This window comes from Mesorhizobium silamurunense, assembly GCF_014843825.1.
Taxonomy (GTDB): domain Bacteria; phylum Pseudomonadota; class Alphaproteobacteria; order Rhizobiales; family Rhizobiaceae; genus Mesorhizobium; species Mesorhizobium silamurunense.
Map to the genome: position 1 here is coordinate 1 of NZ_JHQR01000271.1, position 24,789 is coordinate 24,789.

Sequence of the window (24,789 nt, forward strand, 5' to 3'; positions counted from 1 at the left end):
CGAGCTGCGCTACTGGCTCGCCGCCTGCGGCATCGATCCCGACCGCGATATCGAGATCGTCATTGTGCCGCCGCCCTTCATGGCCGATGCGCTCTCCGCAGGCCGCATCGACGGCTATTGCGTCGGCGAGCCCTGGAACAGCACCGCTGTCGCAGCCGGCACCGGCCGCATCGTCACCGTCAAGGCGCTGCTGTGGCGTAACAGCCCGGAAAAGGTGATCGGCGTGCGCAGGGCCTGGGCCGAGGAAAATCCGGACGCGCTGGCGGCACTGCTGAGGGCGCTGCATCATTCCGCCCGCTGGTGCCAGGATCCGGCAAACCGCGGCGACTTGGCCGCGCTGATGGCCAGGCCCGCCTTCCTCGGGCAGCCCGAGGCGATCCAGATGCCGGTCCTTACCGGACGCCTTCAACTGGGCGGCGGCGCGGAACGGAGCGTGGAGGATTTCTTCCTGCCCTTCGACAAGGCGGCGAACTTTCCCTGGAAGAGCCATGCGCTGTGGTTCTACACGCAGATGGTGCGCTGGGGGCAGTTGCCGCACACACCGGAGAACCTGGCCATCGCCCGCGACTGCTATCGGCCCGACCTCTACCGCTCGGCGCTGAAGCCGCTCGGCGTGGCCTTGCCCGGCGCCAATGCCAAGGTCGAGGGCGCGCTGAAGATCGCCACGCCAGTCGGCTCGGCCGGAGCGAGCCTTGTGCTCGGCCCCGACGGATTCTTCGACGGCCAGATCTTCGATCCGGACAAAATCGACGCCTACATCGCCGGCCAGAAACGCGCCTGATTATTTGCGCGCCAATCTTGTGCATTGCACAAAATTTATGCGTGCGCTTGCGCTAATGAACAATCTTTGCCCTGCTCGCCTTGCGGATCGGCGCGCGCACCATTGTATCATATAATTGATTTAATTGATGTTTTTCATCCAGTCCGAAACTGGCACAGATCCTGCTTTGCAATAGGCAGGCTCCTCAGGAGTCACGGAACAGGCGTCCAATGGCGGGCGCCAAAGGCAAAGCTGCCGCTCAGGTCGATACGCGATCCCGGATGGACGGACGCGCACGGCTTGGCCGGCAGCTTTTTGTTTTGACCGAACACGCAATCGACGCGCTGGTCCCAAGCGGCGCCCAATGGAGATGACGATGACGAGACGGATCGGAACTGGAACGACCCTCAAGGGCATGACGCGTCGCGACTTCCTTGCCAGAAGCGCCTTGACGGCGGGGCTGTTCGTGGCGGCGCGCAAGATCTTGCCCTCGGGCGCCTATGCGGCGACCGCCGCGCCCGAAGTGACCGCCGCCAAGCTCGGCTTCATCGCGCTGACCGATGCGGCGCCGCTGATGATCGCCAAGGAGAAGGGGCTGTTCGCCAAGTATGGCATGCCCGATGTCGAGGTGCTGAAGCAGGCCTCCTGGGGCGCGACGCGCGACAATCTGATGCTCGGCGGCGAGGCCAACGGCATCGACGGCGCCCATATCCTGACGCCGCTGCCCTATCTCATGCACACCGGCAAGGTGACGCAGAACAACCAGCCGATGCCGATGGCGATCGTGGCGCGGCTGAACTACGACTGCCAGGGCATTTCGGTGGCGCAGGAATATGCCGCCACCGGGGTCGGCCTCGACGCCTCCAAGCTCAAGGAAGCCTTCGCCGCCAAGAAGGCCGCCGGCAAGGAAGTCAAGGCTGCCATGACCTTCCCGGGCGGCACGCACGACCTCTGGATACGCTACTGGCTGGCCGCCGGCGGCATCGATCCCAACAAGGACGTCTCGACCATCGTCGTGCCGCCGCCGCAGATGGTGGCCAACATGAAGGTCGGCAATATGGACGTGTTCTGCGTCGGCGAGCCGTGGAACGAGCAGCTCGTCCACCAGGGCATCGGCTTCACCGCCGCCACCACGGGCGAGCTGTGGAAGGGCCATCCGGAAAAGGCGCTCGGCCTGCGCGCCGCCTTCATCGAGAAGAACCCGAACGCCACCAAGGCGATCCTGATGGCCGTCATGGAAGCCCAGCAATGGTGCGATGCCATGGAGAACAAGGAGGAGATGGCCTCCATCATCGGCAAGCGGCAATGGATGAACGTGCCCGTCGCCGACATCATCGGCCGCCTCAAGGGCGACATCAACTACGGCAACGGCCGCGTCGCCAAGGGCACCGACCTCTACATGAAGTTCTGGAAGGACGGGGTTTCCTATCCCTTCAAGAGCCATGATGCCTGGTTCCTCGCCGAGAACATCCGCTGGGGCAAGTTCGCGCCGACCACCGACATCAAGGCCTTGGTCGACCAGGTCAACCGCGAGGATCTCTGGCGCGAGGCGGCCAAGGACCTGGGCGTCGCGGCAAGCGACATCCCGGCCTCCTCGTCTCGCGGTGTCGAGACCTTCTTCGACGGCAAGACCTTCGATCCGGCCAACCCGTCCGCCTATCTCGACAGCCTGAAGATCAAGGCATCGGCTTAAGCGCAAACGGCGCCTTCGCGCCGTCGTCGCCAGAACCTGCCACGGAGTTTTTCTACGACATGTCCATCCAAACCGTCGAGGACACCAAGGTGAAGGCGTTTCCGGTAAAGCCCGCCGAGATCATCGCCTTCACCGCAAAGGCGAGGCGCCGCATCGACCCGCTCGCCATCGTCGGCCGGCTGGCAACGGCGCTGGTGCCGCCGGCCGTCGTCATCCTCATCCTGCTCGTCGTCTGGCAGATCGCCTGTTCCTCGCCGACGGCCAGCCTGCCGCCGCCGAGCCAGGTATGGAGCGAGGCCTATGACCTGATCGCGCATCCGTTCTTCGACAACGGCCCGCAGGATATCGGCCTTGCCTGGCGGGTGCTGATCTCGCTGCAGCGCGTCGCCATCGGCTTCGGTATGGCGGCCGTCGTCGGCGTGGCGCTGGGCGCGCTGGTCGGCCAGTCGGTCTGGGCGATGCGCGGCCTCGATCCGGTGTTCCAGATCCTGCGCACCGTGCCGCCGCTCGCCTGGCTGCCACTGTCGCTCGCCGCCTTCCGCGACTCCAACCCGTCGGCGCTGTTCGTGATCTTCATCACCTCGATCTGGCCAGTGATCATCAACACCGCAGTCGGCGTGCGCAACATCCCAGAGGACTACCGCAACGTCGCCCGCATCCTGCGGCTCAACCAGCTCGAGTTCTTCGTCAAGATCATGGTGCCGGCCGCCGCGCCCTACATCTTCACGGGCCTCCGGATCGGCATCGGGCTCTCTTGGCTCGCCATCGTCGCCGCCGAGATGCTGACCGGCGGCGTCGGCATCGGCTTCTTCATCTGGGACGCGTGGAATTCCTCGCGGCTGCCCGACATCATCGTCGCGCTCGTCTATATCGGCGTCACAGGCTTCTGCCTCGACCGGCTGGTCGCGACGGTCGGCGTCTTCGTTACCCGCGGCACAACGGCAAAGTGAGGAGGGCGCGATGACCGCCTATCTGAAGCTCGACCGTATCGACAAATCCTTCGCGCGCGGCAGCCAGGTCAGCGAGGTGCTGAAGGACATCAGGCTCACCATCGACAAGGGCGAGTTCGTCTCCATCATCGGCCATTCCGGCTGCGGCAAGTCGACCTTGCTCAACCTGATCGCCGGGCTGACCAAGGTTTCCAAGGGCGCCGTGCTGCTCGAGGACAAGGAGGTCGACAGCCCCGGACCGGAGCGCGCCGTGGTGTTCCAGAACCACTCGCTCTTGCCATGGCTCACCGTCTACGAGAACATCAACCTCGCTGTGTCCAAGGTCTTCGGCCGGACAAAGGTCCGGGCCGAGCGGCATGAATGGATCATGCGCAACCTCGACCTCGTCCAGATGGCGCATGCCAGGGACAAGCGCCCGGCCGAAATTTCCGGCGGCATGAAGCAGCGCGTCGGCATTGCCCGCGCGCTCGCCATGGAACCGAAGATCCTTCTGCTCGACGAGCCGTTCGGCGCGCTCGACGCGCTGACCCGCGCCCATCTCCAGGACGCGGTGATGGACATCCACGCCAGGCTGGGCTCGACCATGATCATGATCACCCACGATGTCGACGAGGCGGTGCTTCTGTCCGACCGCATCGTGATGATGACCAACGGTCCGGCGGCCACCATCGGCGAAGTGCTTTCGGTGCCGCTCGCCCGGCCGCGCCGGCGAATCGAGCTTGCCTCCGACCGCACCTTCCTGCGCTGCCGCGAGGCGGTGCTGAAGTTCCTTTATGAACGCCACCGCTTCGTCGAAGCCGCGGAGTAGCGCCATGACCGAGAAACCCGTCATTGGCGGCATGGGCAATCTGCACCGGCATCGGGCAATCTACCGCATTGCACAAATATTATGCTGCTATGCAAGGCACTCTGATTAATCTTTGACCCGCCGCCGGCCTCGGTTAAAAGTTGCGCGGCATTGATTTTATTCAACAATTTTGAGCGCTGTCGAATTGGCACGCTTCCTGCTTTTGAGAATGCAGGTCCGCAAGGACCAAGAGACACGGCGTCCAATGGCGGGCGCCACAGGCAAAGCTGCCGCTCAGGTCACCACGCGATCCCGGATGCACGGACGCGAGAGGCCTGGACGGCAGCTTTTTTGTTTTGGACCCGAACACGAAAATCGACGGTGCCGATCCCAAGCGGCGCCAACCGGAGACGACGATGACGAAACGGATCGGAACTGGCGCTTCGCTGAAGGACTTCACCCGCCGCGATTTCCTGGCGAGCAGCGCCCTGACGGCGGCGCTCTTCATCGCCGCGCTCCTGCTGTTTCCCGCCAGCCACGAAACGGAGGGCACGCCAGTGACCGCGCAAATCCCGGCCTCGCCGCGCTGACTGATGCCGAGCCTCTGATCAACACAACACGCGGCGCCTCCCACGCCGCAAACCGGAGCCGACCATGACCGCAAACCTCCCAGCCGCGCCCAGCCAGGACAGTAGCTCCCGGCAGGCGCTCGTCATGTCCACCATCGCCTTCACCGTGTGCTTCGCGGTGTGGACGATCTTTTCCATCATCGGCGTGCGCATCAAGCAGGAGCTCGGCCTCAACGAGACCGAATTCGGTCTGCTCGTCGGTACGCCGATCCTGACCGGCTCGCTCGTGCGCATCGTGCTCGGCGTCTGGACCGACCGCTATGGCGGCCGTCTGGTCTATACCGTGACCATGCTCGCGGCGGCCCTCGCGACCTTCCTGCTCGCCTTCGCACATACCTATGAGCAGATGCTGATCGCAGCCCTCGGCGTCGGGCTCGCGGGCGGCTCCTTCGCTGTCGGCGTCGCCTATGTCTCGCGCTTCTTCCCGGCCGGAAAACAGGGCACCGCACTCGGCATCTTCGGCGTCGGCAATGTCGGCGCCGCAGTCACCAAGTTCCTGGCGCCGCTGGTGCTGCTTGCCTGGGGCTGGCAGTCGGTCGCGCTGATCTGGGCCGCGGCGCTGGTCGTCATGGCCGCCGTGTTCTGGTTCACGACCGACGACGATCCGGTCATCCGCGAGCGCCGCGCCGGCAAGGCGGCGCCGGCGAGGAGCTTCTGGCAGGAATTCGCGCCGCTGAAGAACCTGCAGGTCTGGCGCTTCGCCTTCTATTACTTCTTCTCCTTCGGCGCGTTCGTGGCGCTGTCGCTCTGGCTGCCGCGCTACCTTATCGGCGTCTACGGTTTCGGCATCGCCACCGCCGGCATGGTCGGCGCCGCCTATTCAATTCCCGCAAGCATCTTCCGCGCCTATGGCGGCGTGCTTTCCGACCGCATCGGCGCGCGCACAGTCCTTTACTCGACCTTCACGGTCTGTGCCGTCGCGACCCTCGTTCTGTCTCTCCCCTCGGCAGACTACGTCGTGCGCGGCATCAGCGGGCCGATCCCCTTCCACTTCGAGATTGGCCCGCTCGCCTTTATCGCTGTCGCCTTCGTGCTCGGCTTCTTCATGAGCCTCGGCAAGGCCGCCGTCTACAAGCACATCCCCGTCTACTATCCACAGAGCGTCGGCGCGGTCGGCGGCGTCGTCGGCATGATCGGCGGCCTCGGCGGTTTCATCCTGCCGATCGCCTTCGGCGCACTGAACGACCTCAGCGGGGTCTGGTCGAGCTGCTTCATGCTGCTTTTCCTCATCGTCGTCTCGTGCCTGCTCTGGATGCACCTCTCCATCCGCCGGATGCAGCGCGCGGCGGAGGTCGAGACCGCGGCCCTCTCCTATGCCGCCGAATAGATCGGAGCAGACCGACATGACCGAAAAACTCGTCATCATCGGCAACGGCATGGCACCCGGCAGGATGCTCGAGCACCTGCTGGAAGCAGCACCCGACCGCTACGCCATGACCATCTTCAACGCCGAGCCGCGCGTGAACTACGATCGCATCATGCTGTCGCCGGTGCTTTCGGGCGAGAAGGAATTCGATGAAATCGTCATCCACGGCGACGGCTGGTACATCAAGCACGGCATCACCCTCTACAAGGGCCACAGGATCGTCGCCATCGACAGGGACGCGAAGACCGTCACCTCGGACCGCGGCGTGACCGAGAGCTACGACAGGCTCGTCATCGCCACCGGCTCGGTTCCCTTCATCATCCCGGTGCCGGGCAAGGACCTGCCCGGCGTGCTCACCTATCGCGACCTCGACGACGTCAACGCCATGCTGCTTGCCGCGCAGTCGCGCGCCAAGGCGATCGTCATCGGCGGCGGCCTGCTCGGGCTGGAAGCCGCGGCCGGGCTCAAGGAACGCGGCATGGACGTCACCGTGCTCCACGTCATGCCGACGCTGATGGAGCGCCAGCTCGATCCGGCCGCCGGTTACCTGCTGCAGAAGGCCGTCGAGGCGCGCGGCATCAAGGTCATGACCAAGGCCAACACCAAGGCCATTGTCGGCAACGGCAAGGTCGAGGGCGTCGAGCTCATGGACGGCACGGTCATCCCCGCAACGCTGGTCGTGATGGCGGTCGGCATCCGCCCGAACAGCGCCTTGGCCAAGGACGCAGGGCTGGAGGTGAACCGCGGCATCGTCGTCGATGACCGTATGGAGACCTCCGATCCGGCGATCATGGCGCTCGGCGAATGCGCGGAGGTCGGCGGCCATGTCTACGGGCTGGTTGCGCCTCTCTACGAGATGGCCCGCGTAGCGGCTGCCAGGCTGACGGACGGCGAGGACAAGCGCTTCGTCCATTCCGACACGCCGACCAAGCTCAAGGTCACCGGCATCGACCTCTACTCGCTGGGTGACTTCGCCGACGGCGACGATCGCGAGGAGATCATCCTGCGCGACGCATCCGCGGGCATCTACAAGCGCGTCGTGCTGCAGGACAACCGCATCATCGGCACGGTGCTGTTCGGCGAGACCGCCGACGGCGCCTGGTTCAACGACCTCAAGAAGGAGGCGACGGACATCTCCGAGATGCGGGACACGCTGATCTTCGGACAGGCGTTCCAGGGAGGCGCTTCCTCGGACCCTTTGGCGGCCGTTGCGGCACTGGCGGATGATGCGGAAATCTGCGGCTGCAACGGCGTCTGCAAGGGCAAGATCACCGGTGCGATCACAAGCAAAGGGCTGACCGGGCTCGACGACGTGCGCGCCCATACCAAGGCCTCGGCCTCGTGCGGCTCGTGCACGGGTCTGGTCGAGCAACTGCTGAAACTCACGCTCGGCGAGGCCTACAATCCGGCGGCGGTGCAACCCATGTGCGGCTGCACGAGCCTCGGCCACGACGACGTGCGACGCCTGATCAAGGCGAAGGGCCTGAAGACAATTCCGGCCGTCATGCAGGAGCTCGAATGGAAGACCTCCTGCGGCTGCGCCAAATGCCGGCCGGCGCTCAACTACTATCTGGTCTGCGATTGGCCGGACCAATATGCCGACGACTATCAGTCGCGCTTCATCAACGAACGCGTGCACGCCAACATCCAGAAGGACGGCACCTATTCGGTCGTGCCGCGCATGTGGGGCGGGGTGACCAGCGCCGACGAATTGCGCGCCATCGCCGACGTGGTCGACAAGTTCCGCATCCCGACCGTGAAGGTGACCGGCGGCCAGCGCATCGACATGCTGGGCATCCGCAAGGAAGACCTGCCGGCGGTGTGGGCCGATCTCGGCAAGGCCGGCTTCGTCTCCGGCCATGCCTATGCCAAGGGCCTGCGCACCGTGAAGACCTGCGTCGGCTCCGACTGGTGCCGTTTCGGCACGCAGGATTCGACCGGGCTCGGCATCCGCATCGAGAAATTCATGTGGGGTTCCTGGACGCCGGCCAAGGTAAAGATGGCGGTGTCGGGATGCCCTCGCAACTGCGCGGAAGCCACCTGCAAGGATGTCGGCGTGGTCTGCGTCGACAGCGGCTACGAGATCCACTTCGCCGGCGCCGCTGGTCTCGACATCAAGGGCACCGAGGTGCTCGGCCTGGTGAAGACCGAGAACGAGGCGCTGGAGGTGATCGTGGCGCTCGTCCAAATGTATCGCGAGCAGGCGCGCTATCTGGAGCGCATCTACAAATGGGCCAAGCGCATCGGCACCGCCGAGATCAAACGGCAGATCCTGGACGACGCCGAGCGCCGCAGGAGTCTCTTCGACCGCTTCGTCTTCTCCCAGAAATTCGCGCAGGTCGACCCGTGGTCGGAGCGTGTCTCCGGCAAGGACAAGCATGAGTTCCGGCCGATGGCGTCGGTTGGATTTGCGGAGGCGGCCGAGTGAGCCGACAGGACAGAAACAACATGAACTGGATCGCAATCGGCTCCCTTTCCGACATCCCACCGCGCGGCGCGCGTTGCGTGGCCGCCCCGCAAGGCAAGATCGCGGTCTTCCGCACGGCCGACGACCAGGTCTTCGCCATCGACGACCACTGCCCGCACAAGGGCGGGCCGCTCAGCCAGGGCATCGTCCACGGCGCTGCGGTGACCTGCCCGCTGCATAACTGGGTGATCTCGCTGGAGACGGGCAAGGCGCTCGGCGCCGACGAAGGCTCGGTCAGGACCATCCCTGTCAAGGTCGAGGGCGAGCGGCTCTTCATCGCGCTTGAAGCGCTGGCCTCGAAAGCGGCCTGAGGCATGGAAGAAGCACGCAAGGTGAGGACCACCTGCCCCTATTGCGGGGTGGGATGCGGCGTGCTGACCGAGATCGCCGCGGACGGCAAGACGACCGTCCGCGGCGATCCCGAGCACCCGGCCAATTTCGGGCGGCTTTGCTCGAAGGGTTCTGCGCTTGCCGAGACGCTCGGCCTCGAACGCCGTTTGCTGCAGCCGGAAATCCAAGGCAGGCAGACGAGTTGGGACGAAGCGCTCAATCTCGTGGCTTCGAAATTCTCGCAGGCGATTGCCGAGCATGGACCGGACTCGGTGGCCTTCTACGTCTCCGGCCAGCTGCTCACGGAGGATTATTACGTCGCCAACAAGCTGATGAAGGGCTTCATCGGCTCGGCCAATATCGACACCAATTCGCGGCTCTGCATGGCCTCGTCCGTCGCCGGCCACCGCCGCGCTTTCGGCGAGGATATCGTTCCCGGCGTCTATGAGGATTTCGAGTGCGCCGATCTCATCGTGCTCACCGGCTCCAACACTGCATGGTGCCATCCCGTGCTCTACCAGCGCATGCTTGCGGCGCGGAGAGAGCGTGGGACGAAGATCGTCGTCGTCGATCCTCGGCGCACCGCCACGGCCGACGAGTGCGACCTGCATCTGGCGCTCGATCCCGGCACGGACGTGCTTCTGTTCAACGGCCTGTTCGCGCATCTGGTGCAAGCCGAAAAGATCGATGCCGATTTCACCCGCGATTCCACGTCCGGCTTCGACGCCGCGGCCGCGCTGGCCGGTGCCGATGCGCCGTCGATCGCGCGCGTCGCGAAAGGTTGCGGATTGGCTGCCGCCGATGTCCAGGCCTTTTACGATCTCTTCGCCGAGACCGAGCGGACGGTCACTGTCTATAGCCAGGGCGTCAACCAGTCGGCGCATGGAACCGACAAGGTCAACGCCATCATCAACTGCCATCTCGCCACCGGCCGCATCGGCAGGCCCGGCACGGGGCCGTTCTCGGTCACCGGTCAGCCGAACGCCATGGGCGGCCGCGAGGTGGGAGGCCTGGCCAACCAGCTTGCCGCGCATATGGATTTCGCGGATGAGGCCAACATCGACCGGGTCTCCCGCTTCTGGAACGCGCCCGACATTGCGCGGCGCGCCGGCCTGAAGGCCGTGGACATGTTCCAGGCGGTTGCCGACGGCCGCATCAAGGCCCTGTGGGTGATGGGCACCAATCCCGCCGTCAGCATGCCGGACGCTTCGCGCGTGCGCGCCGCTCTGTCCAAATGCGATTTCGTCGCTGTCTCGGATATCACCCGCACCGACACCACACGCTATGCCGACGTTCTGCTGCCGGCGGCCGCCTGGGGCGAGAAGGACGGCACGGTCACCAATTCGGAACGGCGCCTCTCGCGTCAGCGGCCGTTCCTGCCGCCACCCGGCCAAGCGAAAGCCGATTGGCGCATCGTCTGCGAGGTAGCCGCCCGCATGGGTTTTGGCGATGCCTTCGCCTACCGGGCGCCGGCCGAGATCTTCCGCGAGCATGCCGCGCTATCCATCTTCGAAAACAATGGCGAGCGCCTGTTCGACCTCGGCGGGCTCGCCGATCTCAGCGACGCGGACTACGCCGCCTTTGCGCCGCGCCATTGGCCCACGCCGGACCGACACGAGCGCCAGACGAGACTGTTTGCCGATGGCCGCTTCCCGACGCCGGACGGCCGCGCGCGTTTCGTGCCGGTGCGACAGGAGGCAACGGCTTTCACGGTCGATGCCGACTATCCGCTTGCCCTGAACACGGGCCGGCTGCGCGACCAGTGGCATACCATGACGCGCACCGGAAACGTGCCGCGCCTGATGGCGAACACGCCGGAGCCCGCGGTCGATCTCAATCCGGCGGATGCGGCCGCGCACCATCTCAAGGACGGCGACCTCGCCCATCTTTCGACGCGCTTCGGCTTCGTCCGCGCAAAGGTACACCTGACGGAAGCGCAGCGGCGCGGCCAAGCCTTCATGCCCATGCATTGGAGCGGCCATTTTGCAGCCAAGGCTGCGGCGGGTCTATTGTCCTCGCCCGTCACCGATCCGCATTCCGGCCAGCCGGAGCTCAAGCATGTCCCGGCGAGAATCGTGCGCGAACACACCGGCTGGGCCGGTGTCCTCATCACGCGACGCGATCTGCGGCCGACGGGCTTTGTCCACTGGAGCCGGTACGCGGTCGAGGGCGGCTGGGTCTACGAGCTGACCGGAACCGAGCCGCCGGACCAGGGCATTCTCTTGGCACGCAAGCTGCTCGGCGTCCGTCAGCAGGACCAGCTTCTGGAGTACACGGATCGCCGCGGCCTCGCCTATCGCGCCGCTGCGATCGACGAAAGCGGCGCCATGGCCGAAGCCCTGCTGGTTGCCGCTCCGGACCAGTTGCCGATGCGGGACTGGCTGGTGTCGCTCTTGGCCGCGCGCCAGCCGCTGTCGGCCGCCGATCGTCATGCCCTTCTATCAGGTCGCTCGCCGGCGCCGATGCCCGCGATCGGACGGGTCGTGTGCTCGTGCTTCCATGTCGGCGTCAACCAACTCGCCTCGGCGGTCGCTTCGGGGTGCGACAGTCTGGAGGCGATCGGCTCGACGCTGCGCGCCGGTACCAACTGCGGCTCGTGCCGCTCTGAGATCAGGGCCATCATCGACGCCCGTCAGGTGCAGGCGGCGGAGTGAATCAGAAGGCCACTCAGATCACCGCTTCCTCGAGGAGCGGCTCGTTGCGCGGGATGCGCTCGTAGCAGAACGGCGACAGGTCGAGCGTCTGGAAGGCGCCATGCAGGATCAGCTCGGACACCGCCCGGCCGACGGCCGGCGACTGCTGCAGGCCGTGCCCTGAGAATCCGTTGGCGAACATGAAGTTCTTCACTTCCGGGTGGAAGCCGACGATGCCGTTGTGGTCGAGCATGTTGTATTCATAGTGACCGGTCCAGCTCGTCTGGACCTTCAAGGCGTCGAAGGCCGGAATGCGGTGCCACAGCGCCGGCCAGATGTAGTCGTCGAACTCCTCGAAATGCATGTCGAAGTCGTCGTAATCGGCTGGCCCGTCGCCCTGCGGCGTGTTGCCGGTAAGGAAAAGCTCGCCCTCGGGACGCACGAACGTGCCGGAAAGATCGATGACATTGGGCATCCGGCCCGGGATCGGGTTGGCGCTGGCGAACACGAAGCTGTAGCGCTTGTAGGGCGCGACCGGGATGGATAGCCCGGCCATGGCAGCGACCTGTTGCGCTCGTGGGCCGGCGGCATTGACCAGGGTTCCGCAGTTGACCGTCTGGCCGGTCGCGAGGCGGGCCGAAATAACTCGGCCCTCGGAGATATCCAGTCCGGTCACCGCATTGTCGATGTACTCGACGCCGCTGCCGCGTGCGGCGCGGCGGAACCCGTTGAGCAGGCCCATGGAATCGAACCAGCCCTCTTCGCGAGCGCCCCAGGAGCCGCCGCCGAGGTCGTCGACATTCAGCCACGGGAAGCGTTCCTTCAGCGGACCGGGTTCGAGGAAGACCGTGTGGGCGCCGAGGCTGCGCTGCAACTCGACCCGTTCGCGCGCCGCTTCCACGCCCTCGGGCGAGCAGCAATAGAGATATCCGTGTTCCTTGAAGCCGAGATCGGGGGCCGGCTCATTCGTGTAAAACGGAGCCATCCGCTCCTGGAAGCCGCGGATGATCTCGATGCCGAACTGGCTGATCTTCACATTGATCGGATTGGAATATTGCTGGCGGATGGCGCTGGTGGAGAGCGCGGTCGAGGAAAACTCGTAGCTCGAGTCGCGCTCGACCACGAGGATCGAGGCGCGGTTGCCCAGCGCGTGACTCAGCCAATAGGCCGTCGACGAGCCGATGACCGCGCCGCCGACGATGACGATGTCATACGCGCTGCGCGAAGGTGCCTTGTAGGGAGGGATTGCCACGGCTGTCTCCGCTCTACTGGTTGAACGATGCGATCAGGGCATCCGAGCCCCGCGCCAGCAAGCCGAGATCGGATCCGACGGCAAACATGGTGAAGCCGTCGGCGAGATAGCGGTCCGCGTCGGCCTTCATCGGCGCCAGGATGCCGCTGGCTTTGCCTGCCGCAGCCGCGGCCCTGCGCACGGATGCGATCGCCTCCTGCACATGCGCCGCGCCGGGATTGCCCATCGCGCCCATATTCGTGGAAAGGTCACCGGGGCCTACGAAGAGAACATCGACCCCGTCGACCGCCGCGATCTCACTGGCATTGGCGACGCCGGTCTCATCCTCGATCTGCACGGCCAGAAGCTGCTGCTCGCGGGCCTTGGCATGATAGCCGGCGATGCGGCCGAAGGCGTTGCCGCGGTGGCCGACCGAGAAGCCGCGGAAGCCGCCCGGAGCATAGGTCATCGCCGCGACGATGCTGCGCGCCTGATCCGCCGTCCGCACATTCGGGATCATCAGGCTGCGGGCGCCGATGTCCAGCGCCTGCTTCATCAAGTTGGCATCGTCCGACGGCAGGCGCACCACGGCTTCGCAGGCAAATGCCGCCGCCACCTGAAGCTGCGCCATGATGCTGCGCAAATCGTTCGGGCTGTGCTCGCCGTCGATCAGCAGCCAGCCTGCTTCGGAGCCCGCCACGACCTCGGTGGTGAGGGCCGATGCCAGCGAACACCAGATGCCGATATGAGCCCGGCCGGCCTGTGCGGCCGCCTTCAGCGAATTGACGCGCTCCTGCATTTGCGTTCGATCTCCAGCTGGAAAAAAGATGCATTGAAATTTGTATGATGTCCTATATCATATGTCTTACTTGAGCCGCAAGACGCTCTGACGCCACGCGGGAGTTCGGGCATGAAAATTGGCTTCATCGGACTTGGTGTCATGGGCGCGCCGATGGCGCGGCACCTCGCCGATGCCGGGCACGAGATCGTCACGGGCAGCGCGGACGCCGACCATTCGTCCCTCGTGCGAACCCTCGAGGCCCTGAGCGATCATGAACTGTCAACGGAAAAGGAGTGAACCGATGCGCGGAACCGGCAAGGCCGACGTTTTCGTGATGCTGGCCCATCCCGTGGGCCACGCGAAGAGTCCCGGCATCTTCAACGATATCTTCGAGCAGAAGGGGCTCGACAGCCTGATGGTGCCGCTGAGCTGCCGTCCGGAAGATTTCGACACGTTTTGGGCCGGTATCACCGCGGTCGAGAACATCCGCGGCGTCATCATCTCGGTGCCGTACAAGGTCCCGGTCTACCACAAATGCGCGGCGGCTCACGACCGCGCCGCCCGCGTGCAGAGCGCCAACTCGGTGCGCCGGCAAGCGGATGGCAGCTGGTACGCCGACAATTTCGATGGCGTCGGCTTCATCGACGGCTTGAAGGCAGGCGGACACCAGATCGCCGGCAGGCGCATCCTCCAGGTCGGCGCCGGCGGCGCCGGATCGTCGCTGACCTACTGCCTGGCCGAGGAAGGCGCGGCGGAAATCCGCCTGGCCGACATTGACAAGGAGCGTGCGCAAAAACTCGCTTCGCTGGTCAACAAGTCGTTCCCCAATTGCCGCATCGAGGTTGGAGAACCCGATCCGTCCGGAATGGACATGGCGATCAACGCCACGCCGTCCGGCCTGAAGCCCACCGATCCGCTGCCGATGGATGTAAGCAGGCTGACGCCGGAGATGACGGTGGTCGACATCATCATGGAGCCGGCCGAGACGGCCCTGCTCAAGGCGGCAAAGGAGATCGGCTGTCGCATCCAGCCCGGACGGCCGATGATGGATTTCCAGGTCGAAGCCATGGCCGCATTCTTCGACATCGAGCGGAAGGACCGCCGCAATGGCTGAGACGTCGACAGCCGTCGTCATCGGCGGCACGTCCGGCATCGGCCGCGCCATCGCGCTGCGCTTCGCCGAGGACGGCTATCAGGTGGTCGTCGCCGGCCGCGATACCGTCCGAGGTAAGGAGGCGGCCGCCGCCTGCGAGAGTGCGGGCGCGCCACGCGCCATCTTTGTCCAGACCGATGTCGGCAGTCCCGCATCCGTCGAAGCGCTGGCGCAGTCTGTCAGCGACGCGTTCGGCACACCTCACGTCGTGGTCAACTGCGCCGGCATCCTGCAGAGCGGCAAGCACGTGCTCGACCAGGATCTCGACGAGGACGAGAAGATGTGGCGGATCAACTACCGCGGCACGCTGCTCGGCTGTCAGGTGTTCGGGCGGCTGATGTCGGCCGCCGGGCGCGGCGCGATCCTGAATGTCGGCTCGCTCGCCTCTTTCGCGCCGCTGTCGCTGCCGGCCTACACGCCCGGGAAACACGCGGTGCTGGCGCTGACGCAGATCCTGGCGGCCGAGCTCGGTCCACACGGCGTTCGCGTCAATGCGGTCGCGCCGGGTTACACGCTCTCGGATGGGCTGAAGGCCAGGATCGCCAAGGGCGAGCGCAATCCGGAAGCGATCCAGGCCACTACGGCGCTGCGCCGCTTCGTCGAGCCGCGCGATGTCGCCGCGGCGGCCCTGTTCCTCTGCTCCGATCGCGCCGCCTCGATCACCGGCGTCACGCTTCCCGTCGATGCCGGCTGGCTCGTTCAGGCGCCTTACACGCAGTATCTGCAGGGCAACCCCATCCGGCAGACGCCGGTTTGAATGGTCTTGCCGGATCGGGCATCATCCCGAATCTGAACTTGAACGGACGGACCTAAATGACGAAGCGCAAGCCGCTTTCCACCGTCGTGGCGGAGAGCCTGGCCGAAAAAATCCGCTCCGGTGAGTTGCAGCCCGGCGCGCAACTGCCGACCGAGGCGGAGCTTTGCGCGGAGTATGACGTCAGCCGCACCGTCGTGCGCGAAGCGGTGGCGCGGCTGCGCTCGGAAGGCATGGTGGTGCCGCAACAGGGGCGCGGCATGTTCGTCAGCGAAACGCCGGTGCCGCGCAATTTCTCGATACCGGACGAGGCGCTCCGGACTTTGCCGGAAACCATCGCGCTGCTCGAGCTCAGGTTGAGCGTCGAAGTCGAATCCGCAGGGCTCTGCGCGGAACGCCGCACCGACAAGGAGGCCCGCGATATCCGGGCCATGATGGATGAGATCGACGCCCGGCAGGCCGACCCCGCCGCCGTCCAGATCCACTACGACTACGATTTCCATCTCGCGATCGCCAAGGCTGCGCGCAACGAATTCATCCACGGCTTCCTCGCCTATCTCGGGCCGATGATCGTGCCGCGTCTCCAGCTCGGCTATGTGGTCGAGCCGACGCTCAAGGACAGTTACTACGCGCGCATCCACAGCGAGCACAAAGCCATCGTCGACGCCATCGAAAGGCAGGACGGCGGCAAGGCCCGCCAGGCCATGCGCAAGCATCTGCACAACAGCCTGGGACGCGTGCGCGCCCTGGCGCGGGCTTCAGGCGTCGAAGCAACGGACGCGGAGCAAAAGGCTGCCGCGGCCTCGCTCTTCACCAAAATGAAAAGGCCTGTGCCGACGGCCGGATAAGCGGCGACGATTTCGATCCCTTCGCGCGGGCGCTGAATGCGGCCTGCCCGGGCGATCGCGAAAGCCGTGTTTTTGTTCCACCGACGGCCGAGAACCCTTCCCCGCGCGCCGAAGGCATTGTTTTCCCTTGGTTTGCAGCCCCTGGAGATCGCGTAGGCAGCGTGGAATGTTTCACTGCCGGAAAGCCTTTCGAAAGTTTATCTTTCCTTTTTGCTGCTTTTCTTGGTTTCGCGGCATCGGCCAAGGCCTGCACACTGACGGTCAGGCAATCGGGGAAGCTCAGATGACGACAGCCTTCATCACTGGTGCGACGAGCGGCATAGGGCGAGCCATCGCCATCGCGTTGAGCGACGCGGGCTACGACGTCTATGCGGTCGGCCGCAGCCAGGCGGCGCTGAAAGAGCTGCAGGCCGAGCGTCCAGGCATCATCCCCATTGCCGTCGACGTCACCGACCGCGAGGCGTTGGAATCGGTCCTTGCCGATCTCACCATCGACGTGCTGATCAACAATGCCGGCATCATGCCGCCTCTTGGCAACTTCGCCGACATGAAGATCGCCGACATCGATACCACGCTGGAGGTGAACCTCAGCGCGGCGATCCTGCTCACCCGTCTCGTCGTGCCGCAGATGCGCGAGCGCCAATCCGGCCACATATTGTTCACTGGCTCCATCGCGGGCCACGCTGCATTTTCCAACATTGCCGTCTATGCAGCCACCAAGGCGGCGATCTCCGGCTTTGCCGCCGCGCTGCGCGCCGATCTCTCCCCGTCCGGCATACGCGTCACCGAGATCGTCGCCGGCCGTGTCGAAACGCAGCTCTACAAAGACATCCTAGACGCCGACGCCCGGGCGGCGATGTACGCCGGAAAGGTGGTGCAGCCGGACGACGTGGCCAGGATGGTCGTCGCGCTGCTCGCCTTGCCCGCATGGCCGTGGAGGCCGGGGCGGCCAAGATCGGCATCATTGACATCAATCAGGATGCCGCCGAATCCGCGCTGGAGTCCGCAAAGGCCAAGGGCCTGCCGACTGCTACCGCAACGTGCGACATCCAGATCGGCCCGCAGTGCCATGCGGCCTTCGATGCCGTCGTTGAAAAGCTCGGACGCGTCGACACGCTGATCAACTGCGCCGCGATCTATCCCCGCCGACCGCTCCTCGAAATCTGCGACGCCGAATGGGACGCTTCCAACGGCATCAACATCAAGGGCACCTACCACATGATGGTGGCGGCCGTTCGCCACATGCAGGCGCAGGAGCCGAAAGCCCATGTGCGCGGGCGCATCGTCAATCTGACCTCGGTCGACGCCTTCAAGGCGCATCCGCAGAACGCCCACTACGCAGCGACCAAGGCTGCCGTCGTCAGCCTGACGCGCTCCTTCGCCCATCACGTCGCCAAGGACGGCATCCTGGTGAACTCCGTAGCGCCGGCCGGCATGGCCACGGAGAAGGCAAAGGCCCTCGGCTTCCTCGATGAGCTCGCCAAGGCAAGCCCGCTCGGCCGCGGCGCCGAGCCCACCGAGATCGCCGAATGGGTACTGATGACCGGCGGACCCAAGAACACCTACATGACCGGCGAAAACGTAATTGTCTCAGGCGGTTACATTTACGCGTAAATCGAACTTCAGAAGCCGGCGGCATCTGAAACACAGCAGTGCATGATCAACGGAGTCTCGAACGAAAGGAGGCGGACTTCACCATGACCGGCAAGCTTCGCCTTCCTTCGCTGAATGCGCTTCGGGTCTTCCACGCCGTCGCGCAGCACAAGAGCTTCCGGCAGGCTGCCGATGAGCTCTTGGTGACGCCGCAGGCCGTCGGACAGCAGATCAAGCTCTTGGAAGACACGCTTCAGGTGACGCTGTTCGAGCGCAAGGGCCGGTCGATCGAGCTGACCGAGTCGGCGATCCTTCTCTCGCACTACGTCAAGGCCGGCTTCGACGAGTTTTCGGAAGGCGTTCGCCGCGTCACCAAATCGAACTACCGGGACCGCATCAATCTCAATGCGAGCCCATATTTCGCCACGCACTATCTGCTGCCCAGGCTTTCGCTGTTTCGCGAGATCCTGCCGGGCGCGGACCTTCGCCTGACGACGATGGTCGACCTGCCCGACTTCGGACGCGACGACATCGATATGACGGTGCAGTGGGGTTACGGCAACTGGCCGGACTACGAAACCACGCTGCTGGTGCCGGACCCGAAGATCATCTGCTGCACGCCGGCGATCGGCGAGAAGATCAAGTCGGCGCAGGATCTGACGCGGTTCACGCTACTCGACACGGTCAAGTCGAAGCGCCTGTGGCCGGACATATTGCATCACCTCGGAGTGGAGCTGACGGAGGGCGACCGCAGCGTCAGCTTCGACGACGCGGCGACCATGCGCCGGGCGACCCTGCAAGGCATCGGTGTGGGCCTGGTCTCCGTCATCGACGCCGAGGAGGATTTCCGGTCTGGCACGCTGGTGGCGCCGATCGGCCGCGACGCCATTGCCGATATGAGACCGGAGGAGGTCCCCGGCTTCTACCTTGTCGTCCCGCGCGGGCATCTGCGCGTGAAGGCGGTGGCCGCCCTCCATCGATGGCTGGCTCAGCAGGATTGGCGAAGCGATCTCAAGATTTCCCTGCCGAAACCGACCCCGCTTTCCGACTAGGAGCGGGGCTTCGCGACCGGGCTCCGAAAGGCATCTTGCGGGGCTCCAACAACAAGAAACGGAACAACCTCAACAGTGGAGACAACAACATGAAAATGATGCAATGGGGGGCCGCGGCCCTGGCCGTTGGCCTGGTTCATTTTGCGGCGCCGGCCGAGGCCGCGAGCGGTAAGACGCTCCAAACCGTTAAGGCACGCGGCGTGCTCAACTGCACCGGCCATGACGGCTCTTATCTCGGCTTTGCCGAGGTGGACGACAAGGGCAACTGGAAAGGCATGGACATCGACCTCTGCAAGGCGGTGGCGACCGCCGTGTTCGGCGATCCGGCGAAGCTGAAAGTCGTTCCGATCAGTTGGGCCCAGCGCTGGCCGTCCCTGCAGTCGGGCGATGTCGACATTGTCATCAAGGCCTCGGGCGGCACGCTCAGCCGCGATACCGAGCTGGGCCTGCAGTTCTCGATGTCCTATTATCTCGGCACGACCAAGGTGATGGCGCACAAGGAGCTCAATCTCAAGTCCCTCAAGGACGCCAACGGTGGCTCCATCTGCATTCCGGCTGGAACGACTATCGAGCAGCAGGTTGCCGCCTATGCGCAGAAAGTCGGGATCAAGCTGGAACCGGTCGTCATCGAAAAGACGGAAGAGCTTGAGCAGGCATACTTCTTGGGCCGCTGCGACATGTACGCCCAGTGGGGTCCGACGCTCGCCATCGCGCGTGTCGCCAAGGGCAAGGTCGACGAACACGTGATCCTGCCCGATGTGATCGCGGTCGAGCCCGAAGTGATGATCGTTCGGCAAGGCGACGACAACTGGGTCGACGTTGCCAACTGGACGCTCTCCGCCCTGCTCTTCGCCGAGCAGGAAGGCATCACGTCCAAGAATGTCGACGAGATCAAGGCCAAGCCGACGTCGCCGGCGGTAGCCAAGCTCCTCGGTGCCGCGCCAGGCATGGGCAAGGGTCTCGGACTTCCCGACGACTGGGCCTACAACGTGATCAAGAAGGTCGGCAATTACGGCGAGATCTTCGAGCGCAATCTCGGCAAGGAGTCGCCCTACAAGATGGATCGTGACCTGACCAACCTCTGGAACAATGGCGGCGTCCTGTTCCCGCTGGTGATCGACTGATCCACCTGAGCAGCCAAATCGCACCGTTTGGCGCCGCGGAAATGCGGCTGGAACGGATTTGAACGCACGCCGCCTCCGCCCTGCTCCTGCCGGGCGGAGCCGGCGGCAATTCAGGAAGGATTGGCAGATGGTCAGCCTGCTGAGAAATCAGAAGGCCCGCAACGTTTTGTTGCAGGTTCTCTATGTCGGCTCGCTTGCCGCGCTGGTGCTTGCCGGCGTGATGATCGCGCGGCGCAACCTTGCAGAGCAAGGGATCACTTCGGGATTCGACTTCTTGTATAAATCGACGGGCTGGGATGTGAACTTCTCGCTCCTGCCCGCCACGGCCAATGACCCCTATTGGTGGTTCTTCCTCATCGGGATCATCAACACGCTGTTCCTGGGCAGCGTCGGACTGATCCTGGCAACGGTCGTCGGGACGATCGTCGGTCTGGCGCGGACTTCCTCCAACGAATTGGCGCGACTGCTCGGCCGCACCTATGTCGATATCTTCCGCAACATCCCGCTGATCCTCCAGGTCTTCTTCTGGTACGCGATCATCACGCACCTGCCGACGCCGCGCGCCGCGCACGAAGCCTGGGGCATGCTGCTGACCAGCCGCGGGCTCTACGTCCCTGCTCCCAATGTCGGCGGAGTGGCAATGGCGCTGGCCATCTTGACGGTGATCGCCGCTGTCGTGCTGCCGGTCTGGCTGGGCAGGACATCGCGCCTTAGCCAGCCGATCGGCAAACGGCTCGCCATCCAGCTCGCCGGTATGGCAGCGGCGCTTGCCTGCGCGGTCCTCGTCCTGCTAGTTGCTCGTCTGCCTGACGCACCGCTGCTCGACTTCCCTGCCCTGCAAGGTCTCAACCTGAAGGGCGGCCTGCGCATTCCACCGGAGTTTTCCGCGCTTGCGATCGCCATCGCCATCTATGGCGGGTCGTATATCGCTGAGATCGTGCGTGGCGGCTTCAAGGCCATCGGCAAGGGCCAGGTGGAGGCGGCGCTCTCGATGGGCCTCAGCCCATGGCGGGTCTTCACGCTGGTCAAGCTGCCGCTTGCTCTGCGCGCCATGCTGCCGATCCTCGCCAACCAATATGTCTGGCTGATCAAGGCAACCACGATGGGCATCGCAGTCGGGTTCACCGACTTCTTCATGGTCGTGGCGCTGACCATCAACCACTCGGGCCAGACGCTTGAGGCGATCGGTATCCTGATGGCGGGCTTCCTGACCATCAACCTCAGCCTGGCCGCCGTGTTCAACCGTATCAACAAAGCAATCGCCCTCAAGGGCAATCAACTGAGGGGATGAGAGATGGAGATGGTCATTGTCGCTCCGCCTGCTCCCGGAAGGCTCGAGGATCTGAGACGGCGCTTCTTTGCGACGCCGCTTCAGGCCTTGTTGTCACTGGCCTCCCTAGCGATCATGGTTTTTCTCGCCTGGAACCTGCTCAACTGGGCGATCTTCTCGGCTGTCTTCACGACAAGCGGCGGCCCGGAGGCCTGCCAGGCGGCGGCAGGTGCCTGCTGGTCGGTCATTGCTGCAAGATGGCGGATTATCCTGTTCGGTCTTTATCCTTTCGAGGAGCAGTGGCGCTCGGCGCTGGCCTGCGTGACCGTGGTGGTCATGACGGTGCTGAGCTGCATACCGGCCTTCTGGACCGGACGCCGCATCGCGCTCGTATGGGGGGCCGGAGCAGTCCTCTATTACGTACTGATGAAAGGTGGCGTGCTTGGTCTTACCTATGTCGGCGAGGAAGCCTGGGGCGGACTGGCACTGACCCTTTTCATCTTCGTGACCAGTTGCCTGATCGGCTTCCCGCTGGCGATCTGCCTGGCTTTGATGCGCCGGTCAGAACTGCCCTGGATTTCCCGCACCACCGGTATCATCATCGACGGGGTGCGTTCGCTGCCGCTGATCTCGATCCTCTTTACCTTCGCCATCGTCCTGCCGTTCGCGCTGCCGCAGTGGCTGGCGGGCGACAAGCTCTACCGGGTGATCCTGGGCTCCGCCCTGTTCTTCTCCGCCTACCAGGCAGAGATCGTCAGAGGCGGCATGCAGGGCGTTCCGAACGGACAGGCGGAGGCCGCCATGGCACTTGGCATGAGCTATTGGCAGCGCATTAGCCGCATCCTTCTGCCGCAGGCCATGCGCAACGCGCTGCCGGCCACGATCAACCAGTTCGTGATCTCGTTCAAGGAAACCTCGCTGGTGGTCATCGTCGGCTTCTTCGAGATCCTGGCCTCCGGCAACGCCGCCTACGGAACCGGCGAGTGGCGGTTCGCCTATATCGAAGTCTACGCCTTCATCGCCTTCATCTATTTCGTCTTCGTCTTCAGCCTGTCCCGCTACGGCGCCTTCCTCGAACGGCGCATGTCGGTCGGCGAACGATAGGGAGGCGCGCAAATGATCTCAGGCAATGCGACCGAGTCCGGCGGACCTGCTGTCCGCATCGAAAACCTCGACAAATACTACGGCTCGTTCCACGCGCTGCGGAAGGTGAACCTGTCCGTGGAACGCGGGGAGAGGATCGTCATCTGCGGTCCCTCCGGCTCCGGCAAGTCGACCATGATCCGCTGCATCAACCGGCTCGAACAGCACAATGGCGGCCGCATCACCGTGCTTGGCACCGAGCTCAACGACGATGTCGGCAACATCGACGAGATCAGGCGGGAGGTCGGGATGGTGTTCCAGCACTTCAACCTGTTCCCGCATATGACGGTGCTGGAAAACTGCATGATCGCGCCGATGATCGTGCGCAAACGGCCGCGAACGGAAGCCGAGGCGACCGCCCGGCGCTATCTGGAGAAGGTCCGCATTCCCGAGCAGGCGATGAAGTTTCCCGGCCAGCTCTCCGGCGGCCAGCAGCAGCGGGTGGCGATCGCGCGGGCGCTCTGCATGCAGCCGCAGATCATGCTGTTCGACGAGCCGACCTCGGCGCTCGATCCGGAAATGATCGCGGAGGTGCTGGACGTCATGGTCACGCTTGCCTCCGAAGGCATGACGATGATCTGCGTCACGCACGAGATGGGGTTCGCGCGCCGGGTCGCCGACCGGGTGATCTTCATGGACGGCGGCGAGATCGTCGAGGAGGCGCCGCCGGAGGAGTTCTTCACCTCTTGCCGGAACGAGCGCACGCGGCAATTCCTGTCGCAGGTACTGGGTCATTGAGCCGGGCGACACACCTGTCTATACGCGGCTCGTCGCACATCGCAGGTATCCGAATGGCTGATCCCGTTAGCGCACTGCAGGCAATTCTCGGACCGAAAGGCTGGCTTTCGGGCATTGACGCCGAGCCCTATCAGCGCGACTGGCTCAACCGCTATGGTGTCGCGCCTCTGGGCGTTGCCAGGCCCGCCAACACGGCCGAAGCTGCGGCAGTCGTAAAGGCATGCCGGGAGGCAGGACTTGCCGTTGTGCCGCAAGGCGGAAACACGGGCCTTTGCGGCGGCGCCGTCGCCAATCAATCGAATGCGGTCATCGTCTCGCTTTCGCGCATGGCGGCGATCGGCGAACCGGATCCGGAGAGCGGATCGATTGTCGTCGAGGCTGGCGTCGTGCTCGCCGCCTTGCACGAGGCGCTGGAGCCGCACGGCCTGATGTTTCCGATGCATCTCGGAGCGGAGGGCAGCGCTCGGATCGGCGGCCTGATCGGCACCAATGCGGGCGGCAGCCAGGCTTTCCGATACGGGATGATGCAGGACCTTGTGCTTGGCCTCGAAGTCGTGACCCCGGACGGCGCGGTGTGGGACGGGCTTCGCGCGGTGCAGAAGGACAATGCCGGCTATCAGCTGCGCAAACTTTACTGCGGCGCCGAAGGCACGCTTGGCATCGTGACGCGCGCGCTATTGCGGCTCTATCCCACCCCACGCCAGCAAGCGAGCGCGCTTCTGGTGATGTCCGACTTCGCCGCTGCCGTTTCCTTCGGCGCCTACCTCCGCGGCGAGGCCGGCGAGTTCCTTGCCGGCCTCGAATTCTTCTCCGATGTCGGCCTGGCGCTGGCGCTCAAGCACTTGCCCGATCTCGCCTATCAGTTGGAGACAAGAGGCGATGTCTACCTGCTCGTCGAGCTGGCCTCGGGGTCGACGCGAGTCCCATTGGACGAGATCCTGAATTCGGCGCTGGAATGGGGCATGGAGCAAGGCCTGGTTGTGGATGGCGCGCTGGCCAATTCGGGCGCGCAGCGGGCGCAGTTCTGGCGCCTGCGCGAGGAACAGCCTGAGGGGCAGCGGCTGGAGGGCGAGCAGCTCAAGCACGACATCTCGGTGCCGCCAGGCGCGATCGCGCGTTTCATCGAAGCCGGCGCAAAACTCTGCGACGACATCCTGCCCGGCGTGCGGATCAACCCGTTCGGGCATCTCGGCGACGGCAACATCCACTACAATCTGTCGCCGCCGGAAGGCCGCGCCGATTTCGATGGTAAGGCCGGACAGTTCGCCGAGGCGCTGGCATCGCTCGCCACGGACATGGGCGGCAGCTTCGCAGCAGAGCATGGGCTTGGGCGGGCAAAGATCGCCATGGCTGACCGGAACAGAGGTCCGGTGGAGCGCGAGCTCATGGCGCGGCTGAAAGGCGCCTTCGATCCGCTGGGAACGATGAATCCCGGCGTTCTGGTGCACTCGCCACAGTAAAGAAAAACTTTCGAATAGACCGCATTT

The 24,789-nt window shown here is 64.6% G+C and carries 21 protein-coding genes and 2 pseudogenes; 21 read left to right on the plus strand and 2 right to left on the minus strand.

The window, feature by feature from the left end; translation table 11 throughout:
- The 9 genes from DH10_RS28095 to DH10_RS28135 form a co-directional block, all read left to right on the plus strand.
- On the plus strand, nucleotides 1–781 hold a 781-nt coding region (locus DH10_RS28095; RefSeq protein WP_192385581.1), incomplete at its 5' end, for an ABC transporter substrate-binding protein.
- A 355-nt stretch (nucleotides 782–1,136) separates the two neighbouring features.
- Nucleotides 1,137–2,453, plus strand: coding sequence for a CmpA/NrtA family ABC transporter substrate-binding protein (locus tag DH10_RS28100; RefSeq protein ID WP_192243487.1), 1,317 nt, complete (start codon nucleotides 1,137–1,139; stop codon nucleotides 2,451–2,453).
- Between the two features lie 59 nt (nucleotides 2,454–2,512).
- Nucleotides 2,513–3,403, plus strand: a complete 891-nt coding sequence (gene ntrB / locus DH10_RS28105) for a nitrate ABC transporter permease (protein ID WP_192385582.1) — start codon at nucleotides 2,513–2,515, stop codon at nucleotides 3,401–3,403.
- A gap of 10 nt (nucleotides 3,404–3,413) precedes the next feature.
- Nucleotides 3,414–4,211, plus strand: coding sequence for an ABC transporter ATP-binding protein (locus DH10_RS28110; RefSeq protein ID WP_192243491.1), 798 nt, complete (start codon nucleotides 3,414–3,416; stop codon nucleotides 4,209–4,211).
- A gap of 395 nt (nucleotides 4,212–4,606) precedes the next feature.
- Nucleotides 4,607–4,780: a twin-arginine translocation signal domain-containing protein gene (locus DH10_RS28115; RefSeq protein WP_192243494.1), complete on the plus strand. Its 174-nt coding sequence runs from the start codon at nucleotides 4,607–4,609 to the stop codon at nucleotides 4,778–4,780.
- A 64-nt stretch (nucleotides 4,781–4,844) separates the two neighbouring features.
- Complete coding sequence (locus tag DH10_RS28120; RefSeq protein ID WP_192243496.1) at nucleotides 4,845–6,146, plus strand: MFS transporter; 1,302 nt, start codon at nucleotides 4,845–4,847, stop codon at nucleotides 6,144–6,146.
- A 16-nt stretch (nucleotides 6,147–6,162) separates the two neighbouring features.
- A complete protein-coding gene (gene nirB / locus DH10_RS28125) occupies nucleotides 6,163–8,613 on the plus strand; it encodes a nitrite reductase large subunit NirB (RefSeq protein ID WP_192243498.1) in 2,451 nt (816 codons plus the stop codon).
- Between the two features lie 20 nt (nucleotides 8,614–8,633).
- The gene (gene nirD, locus DH10_RS28130) at nucleotides 8,634–8,963 is read left to right on the plus strand and encodes a nitrite reductase small subunit NirD (protein ID WP_192243500.1); all 330 of its coding nucleotides are present in this window, start codon (nucleotides 8,634–8,636) and stop codon (nucleotides 8,961–8,963) included.
- A gap of 3 nt (nucleotides 8,964–8,966) precedes the next feature.
- A complete protein-coding gene (locus tag DH10_RS28135) occupies nucleotides 8,967–11,636 on the plus strand; it encodes a nitrate reductase (protein ID WP_192385583.1) in 2,670 nt (889 codons plus the stop codon).
- A gap of 13 nt (nucleotides 11,637–11,649) precedes the next feature.
- Here DH10_RS28135 and DH10_RS28140 read toward each other — a convergent pair whose 3' ends face one another.
- Nucleotides 11,650–12,867, minus strand: a complete 1,218-nt coding sequence (locus DH10_RS28140; RefSeq protein WP_192243505.1) for an NAD(P)/FAD-dependent oxidoreductase — start codon at nucleotides 12,865–12,867, stop codon at nucleotides 11,650–11,652.
- 13 nt (nucleotides 12,868–12,880) lie between these two features.
- Nucleotides 12,881–13,645, minus strand: a complete 765-nt coding sequence (locus DH10_RS28145; protein WP_192243507.1) for an HpcH/HpaI aldolase family protein — start codon at nucleotides 13,643–13,645, stop codon at nucleotides 12,881–12,883.
- A gap of 111 nt (nucleotides 13,646–13,756) precedes the next feature.
- Between DH10_RS28145 and DH10_RS38340 the strand changes: the two are divergent.
- The 12 genes and pseudogenes from DH10_RS38340 to DH10_RS28205 form a co-directional block, all read left to right on the plus strand.
- Nucleotides 13,757–13,840, plus strand: a pseudogene (locus tag DH10_RS38340) (NAD(P)-binding domain-containing protein); the annotation flags it as partial.
- An 88-nt stretch (nucleotides 13,841–13,928) separates the two neighbouring features.
- Entirely contained in the window at nucleotides 13,929–14,741 is an 813-nt protein-coding gene (locus DH10_RS28155) for a shikimate dehydrogenase family protein (protein ID WP_192243509.1), read from the plus strand.
- Nucleotides 14,734–15,537 carry an SDR family NAD(P)-dependent oxidoreductase gene (locus tag DH10_RS28160; RefSeq protein WP_192243511.1) on the plus strand — a complete coding sequence of 268 codons (804 nt, stop codon included), beginning with the start codon at nucleotides 14,734–14,736 and terminating at the stop codon, nucleotides 15,535–15,537. Before DH10_RS28155 ends, DH10_RS28160 begins: the two co-directional genes overlap by 8 nt.
- A 56-nt stretch (nucleotides 15,538–15,593) precedes the next feature.
- Nucleotides 15,594–16,382 (plus strand): FadR/GntR family transcriptional regulator, encoded by a 789-nt coding sequence (locus tag DH10_RS28165; RefSeq protein ID WP_192243513.1) that lies wholly within the window; start codon nucleotides 15,594–15,596, stop codon nucleotides 16,380–16,382.
- A gap of 283 nt (nucleotides 16,383–16,665) precedes the next feature.
- Nucleotides 16,666–17,241: pseudogene (locus DH10_RS28170) on the plus strand (SDR family oxidoreductase); the annotation flags it as partial.
- A gap of 68 nt (nucleotides 17,242–17,309) precedes the next feature.
- Nucleotides 17,310–17,996: an SDR family NAD(P)-dependent oxidoreductase gene (locus tag DH10_RS28175; protein WP_192385584.1), complete on the plus strand. Its 687-nt coding sequence runs from the start codon at nucleotides 17,310–17,312 to the stop codon at nucleotides 17,994–17,996.
- An 83-nt stretch (nucleotides 17,997–18,079) separates the two neighbouring features.
- Complete coding sequence (locus DH10_RS28180) at nucleotides 18,080–19,027, plus strand: LysR substrate-binding domain-containing protein (RefSeq protein ID WP_192243519.1); 948 nt, start codon at nucleotides 18,080–18,082, stop codon at nucleotides 19,025–19,027.
- A gap of 89 nt (nucleotides 19,028–19,116) precedes the next feature.
- Nucleotides 19,117–20,151 (plus strand): amino acid ABC transporter substrate-binding protein, encoded by a 1,035-nt coding sequence (locus DH10_RS28185; RefSeq protein WP_192243521.1) that lies wholly within the window; start codon nucleotides 19,117–19,119, stop codon nucleotides 20,149–20,151.
- 127 nt (nucleotides 20,152–20,278) lie between these two features.
- Nucleotides 20,279–21,442, plus strand: coding sequence for an ABC transporter permease subunit (locus tag DH10_RS28190; RefSeq protein ID WP_192243523.1), 1,164 nt, complete (start codon nucleotides 20,279–20,281; stop codon nucleotides 21,440–21,442).
- Nucleotides 21,443–21,445: 3 nt separating this feature from the next.
- Nucleotides 21,446–22,525: an amino acid ABC transporter permease gene (locus DH10_RS28195; protein ID WP_192243525.1), complete on the plus strand. Its 1,080-nt coding sequence runs from the start codon at nucleotides 21,446–21,448 to the stop codon at nucleotides 22,523–22,525.
- A 12-nt stretch (nucleotides 22,526–22,537) separates the two neighbouring features.
- Nucleotides 22,538–23,302: an amino acid ABC transporter ATP-binding protein gene (locus DH10_RS28200; protein WP_192243527.1), complete on the plus strand. Its 765-nt coding sequence runs from the start codon at nucleotides 22,538–22,540 to the stop codon at nucleotides 23,300–23,302.
- 53 nt (nucleotides 23,303–23,355) lie between these two features.
- Nucleotides 23,356–24,762 carry an FAD-binding oxidoreductase gene (locus DH10_RS28205; RefSeq protein WP_192243529.1) on the plus strand — a complete coding sequence of 469 codons (1,407 nt, stop codon included), beginning with the start codon at nucleotides 23,356–23,358 and terminating at the stop codon, nucleotides 24,760–24,762.
- Nucleotides 24,763–24,789: the final 27 nt, after the last annotated feature.

Coding starts and splice junctions, on each gene's coding strand:
- DH10_RS28100 (WP_192243487.1), top strand. CDS start 1,137: ATGACGAGACGGATCGGAACTGGAACGACCCTCAAGGGCATGACGCGT.
- ntrB (WP_192385582.1), top strand. CDS start 2,513: ATGTCCATCCAAACCGTCGAGGACACCAAGGTGAAGGCGTTTCCGGTA.
- DH10_RS28110 (WP_192243491.1), top strand. CDS start 3,414: ATGACCGCCTATCTGAAGCTCGACCGTATCGACAAATCCTTCGCGCGC.
- DH10_RS28115 (WP_192243494.1), top strand. CDS start 4,607: ATGACGAAACGGATCGGAACTGGCGCTTCGCTGAAGGACTTCACCCGC.
- DH10_RS28120 (WP_192243496.1), top strand. CDS start 4,845: ATGACCGCAAACCTCCCAGCCGCGCCCAGCCAGGACAGTAGCTCCCGG.
- nirB (WP_192243498.1), top strand. CDS start 6,163: ATGACCGAAAAACTCGTCATCATCGGCAACGGCATGGCACCCGGCAGG.
- nirD (WP_192243500.1), top strand. CDS start 8,634: ATGAACTGGATCGCAATCGGCTCCCTTTCCGACATCCCACCGCGCGGC.
- DH10_RS28135 (WP_192385583.1), top strand. CDS start 8,967: ATGGAAGAAGCACGCAAGGTGAGGACCACCTGCCCCTATTGCGGGGTG.
- DH10_RS28145 (WP_192243507.1), bottom strand. CDS start 13,645: ATGCAGGAGCGCGTCAATTCGCTGAAGGCGGCCGCACAGGCCGGCCGG.
- DH10_RS28155 (WP_192243509.1), top strand. CDS start 13,929: ATGCGCGGAACCGGCAAGGCCGACGTTTTCGTGATGCTGGCCCATCCC.
- DH10_RS28160 (WP_192243511.1), top strand. CDS start 14,734: ATGGCTGAGACGTCGACAGCCGTCGTCATCGGCGGCACGTCCGGCATC.
- DH10_RS28165 (WP_192243513.1), top strand. CDS start 15,594: ATGACGAAGCGCAAGCCGCTTTCCACCGTCGTGGCGGAGAGCCTGGCC.
- DH10_RS28175 (WP_192385584.1), top strand. CDS start 17,310: ATGGCCGTGGAGGCCGGGGCGGCCAAGATCGGCATCATTGACATCAAT.
- DH10_RS28180 (WP_192243519.1), top strand. CDS start 18,080: ATGACCGGCAAGCTTCGCCTTCCTTCGCTGAATGCGCTTCGGGTCTTC.
- DH10_RS28185 (WP_192243521.1), top strand. CDS start 19,117: ATGAAAATGATGCAATGGGGGGCCGCGGCCCTGGCCGTTGGCCTGGTT.
- DH10_RS28190 (WP_192243523.1), top strand. CDS start 20,279: ATGGTCAGCCTGCTGAGAAATCAGAAGGCCCGCAACGTTTTGTTGCAG.
- DH10_RS28195 (WP_192243525.1), top strand. CDS start 21,446: ATGGAGATGGTCATTGTCGCTCCGCCTGCTCCCGGAAGGCTCGAGGAT.
- DH10_RS28200 (WP_192243527.1), top strand. CDS start 22,538: ATGATCTCAGGCAATGCGACCGAGTCCGGCGGACCTGCTGTCCGCATC.
- DH10_RS28205 (WP_192243529.1), top strand. CDS start 23,356: ATGGCTGATCCCGTTAGCGCACTGCAGGCAATTCTCGGACCGAAAGGC.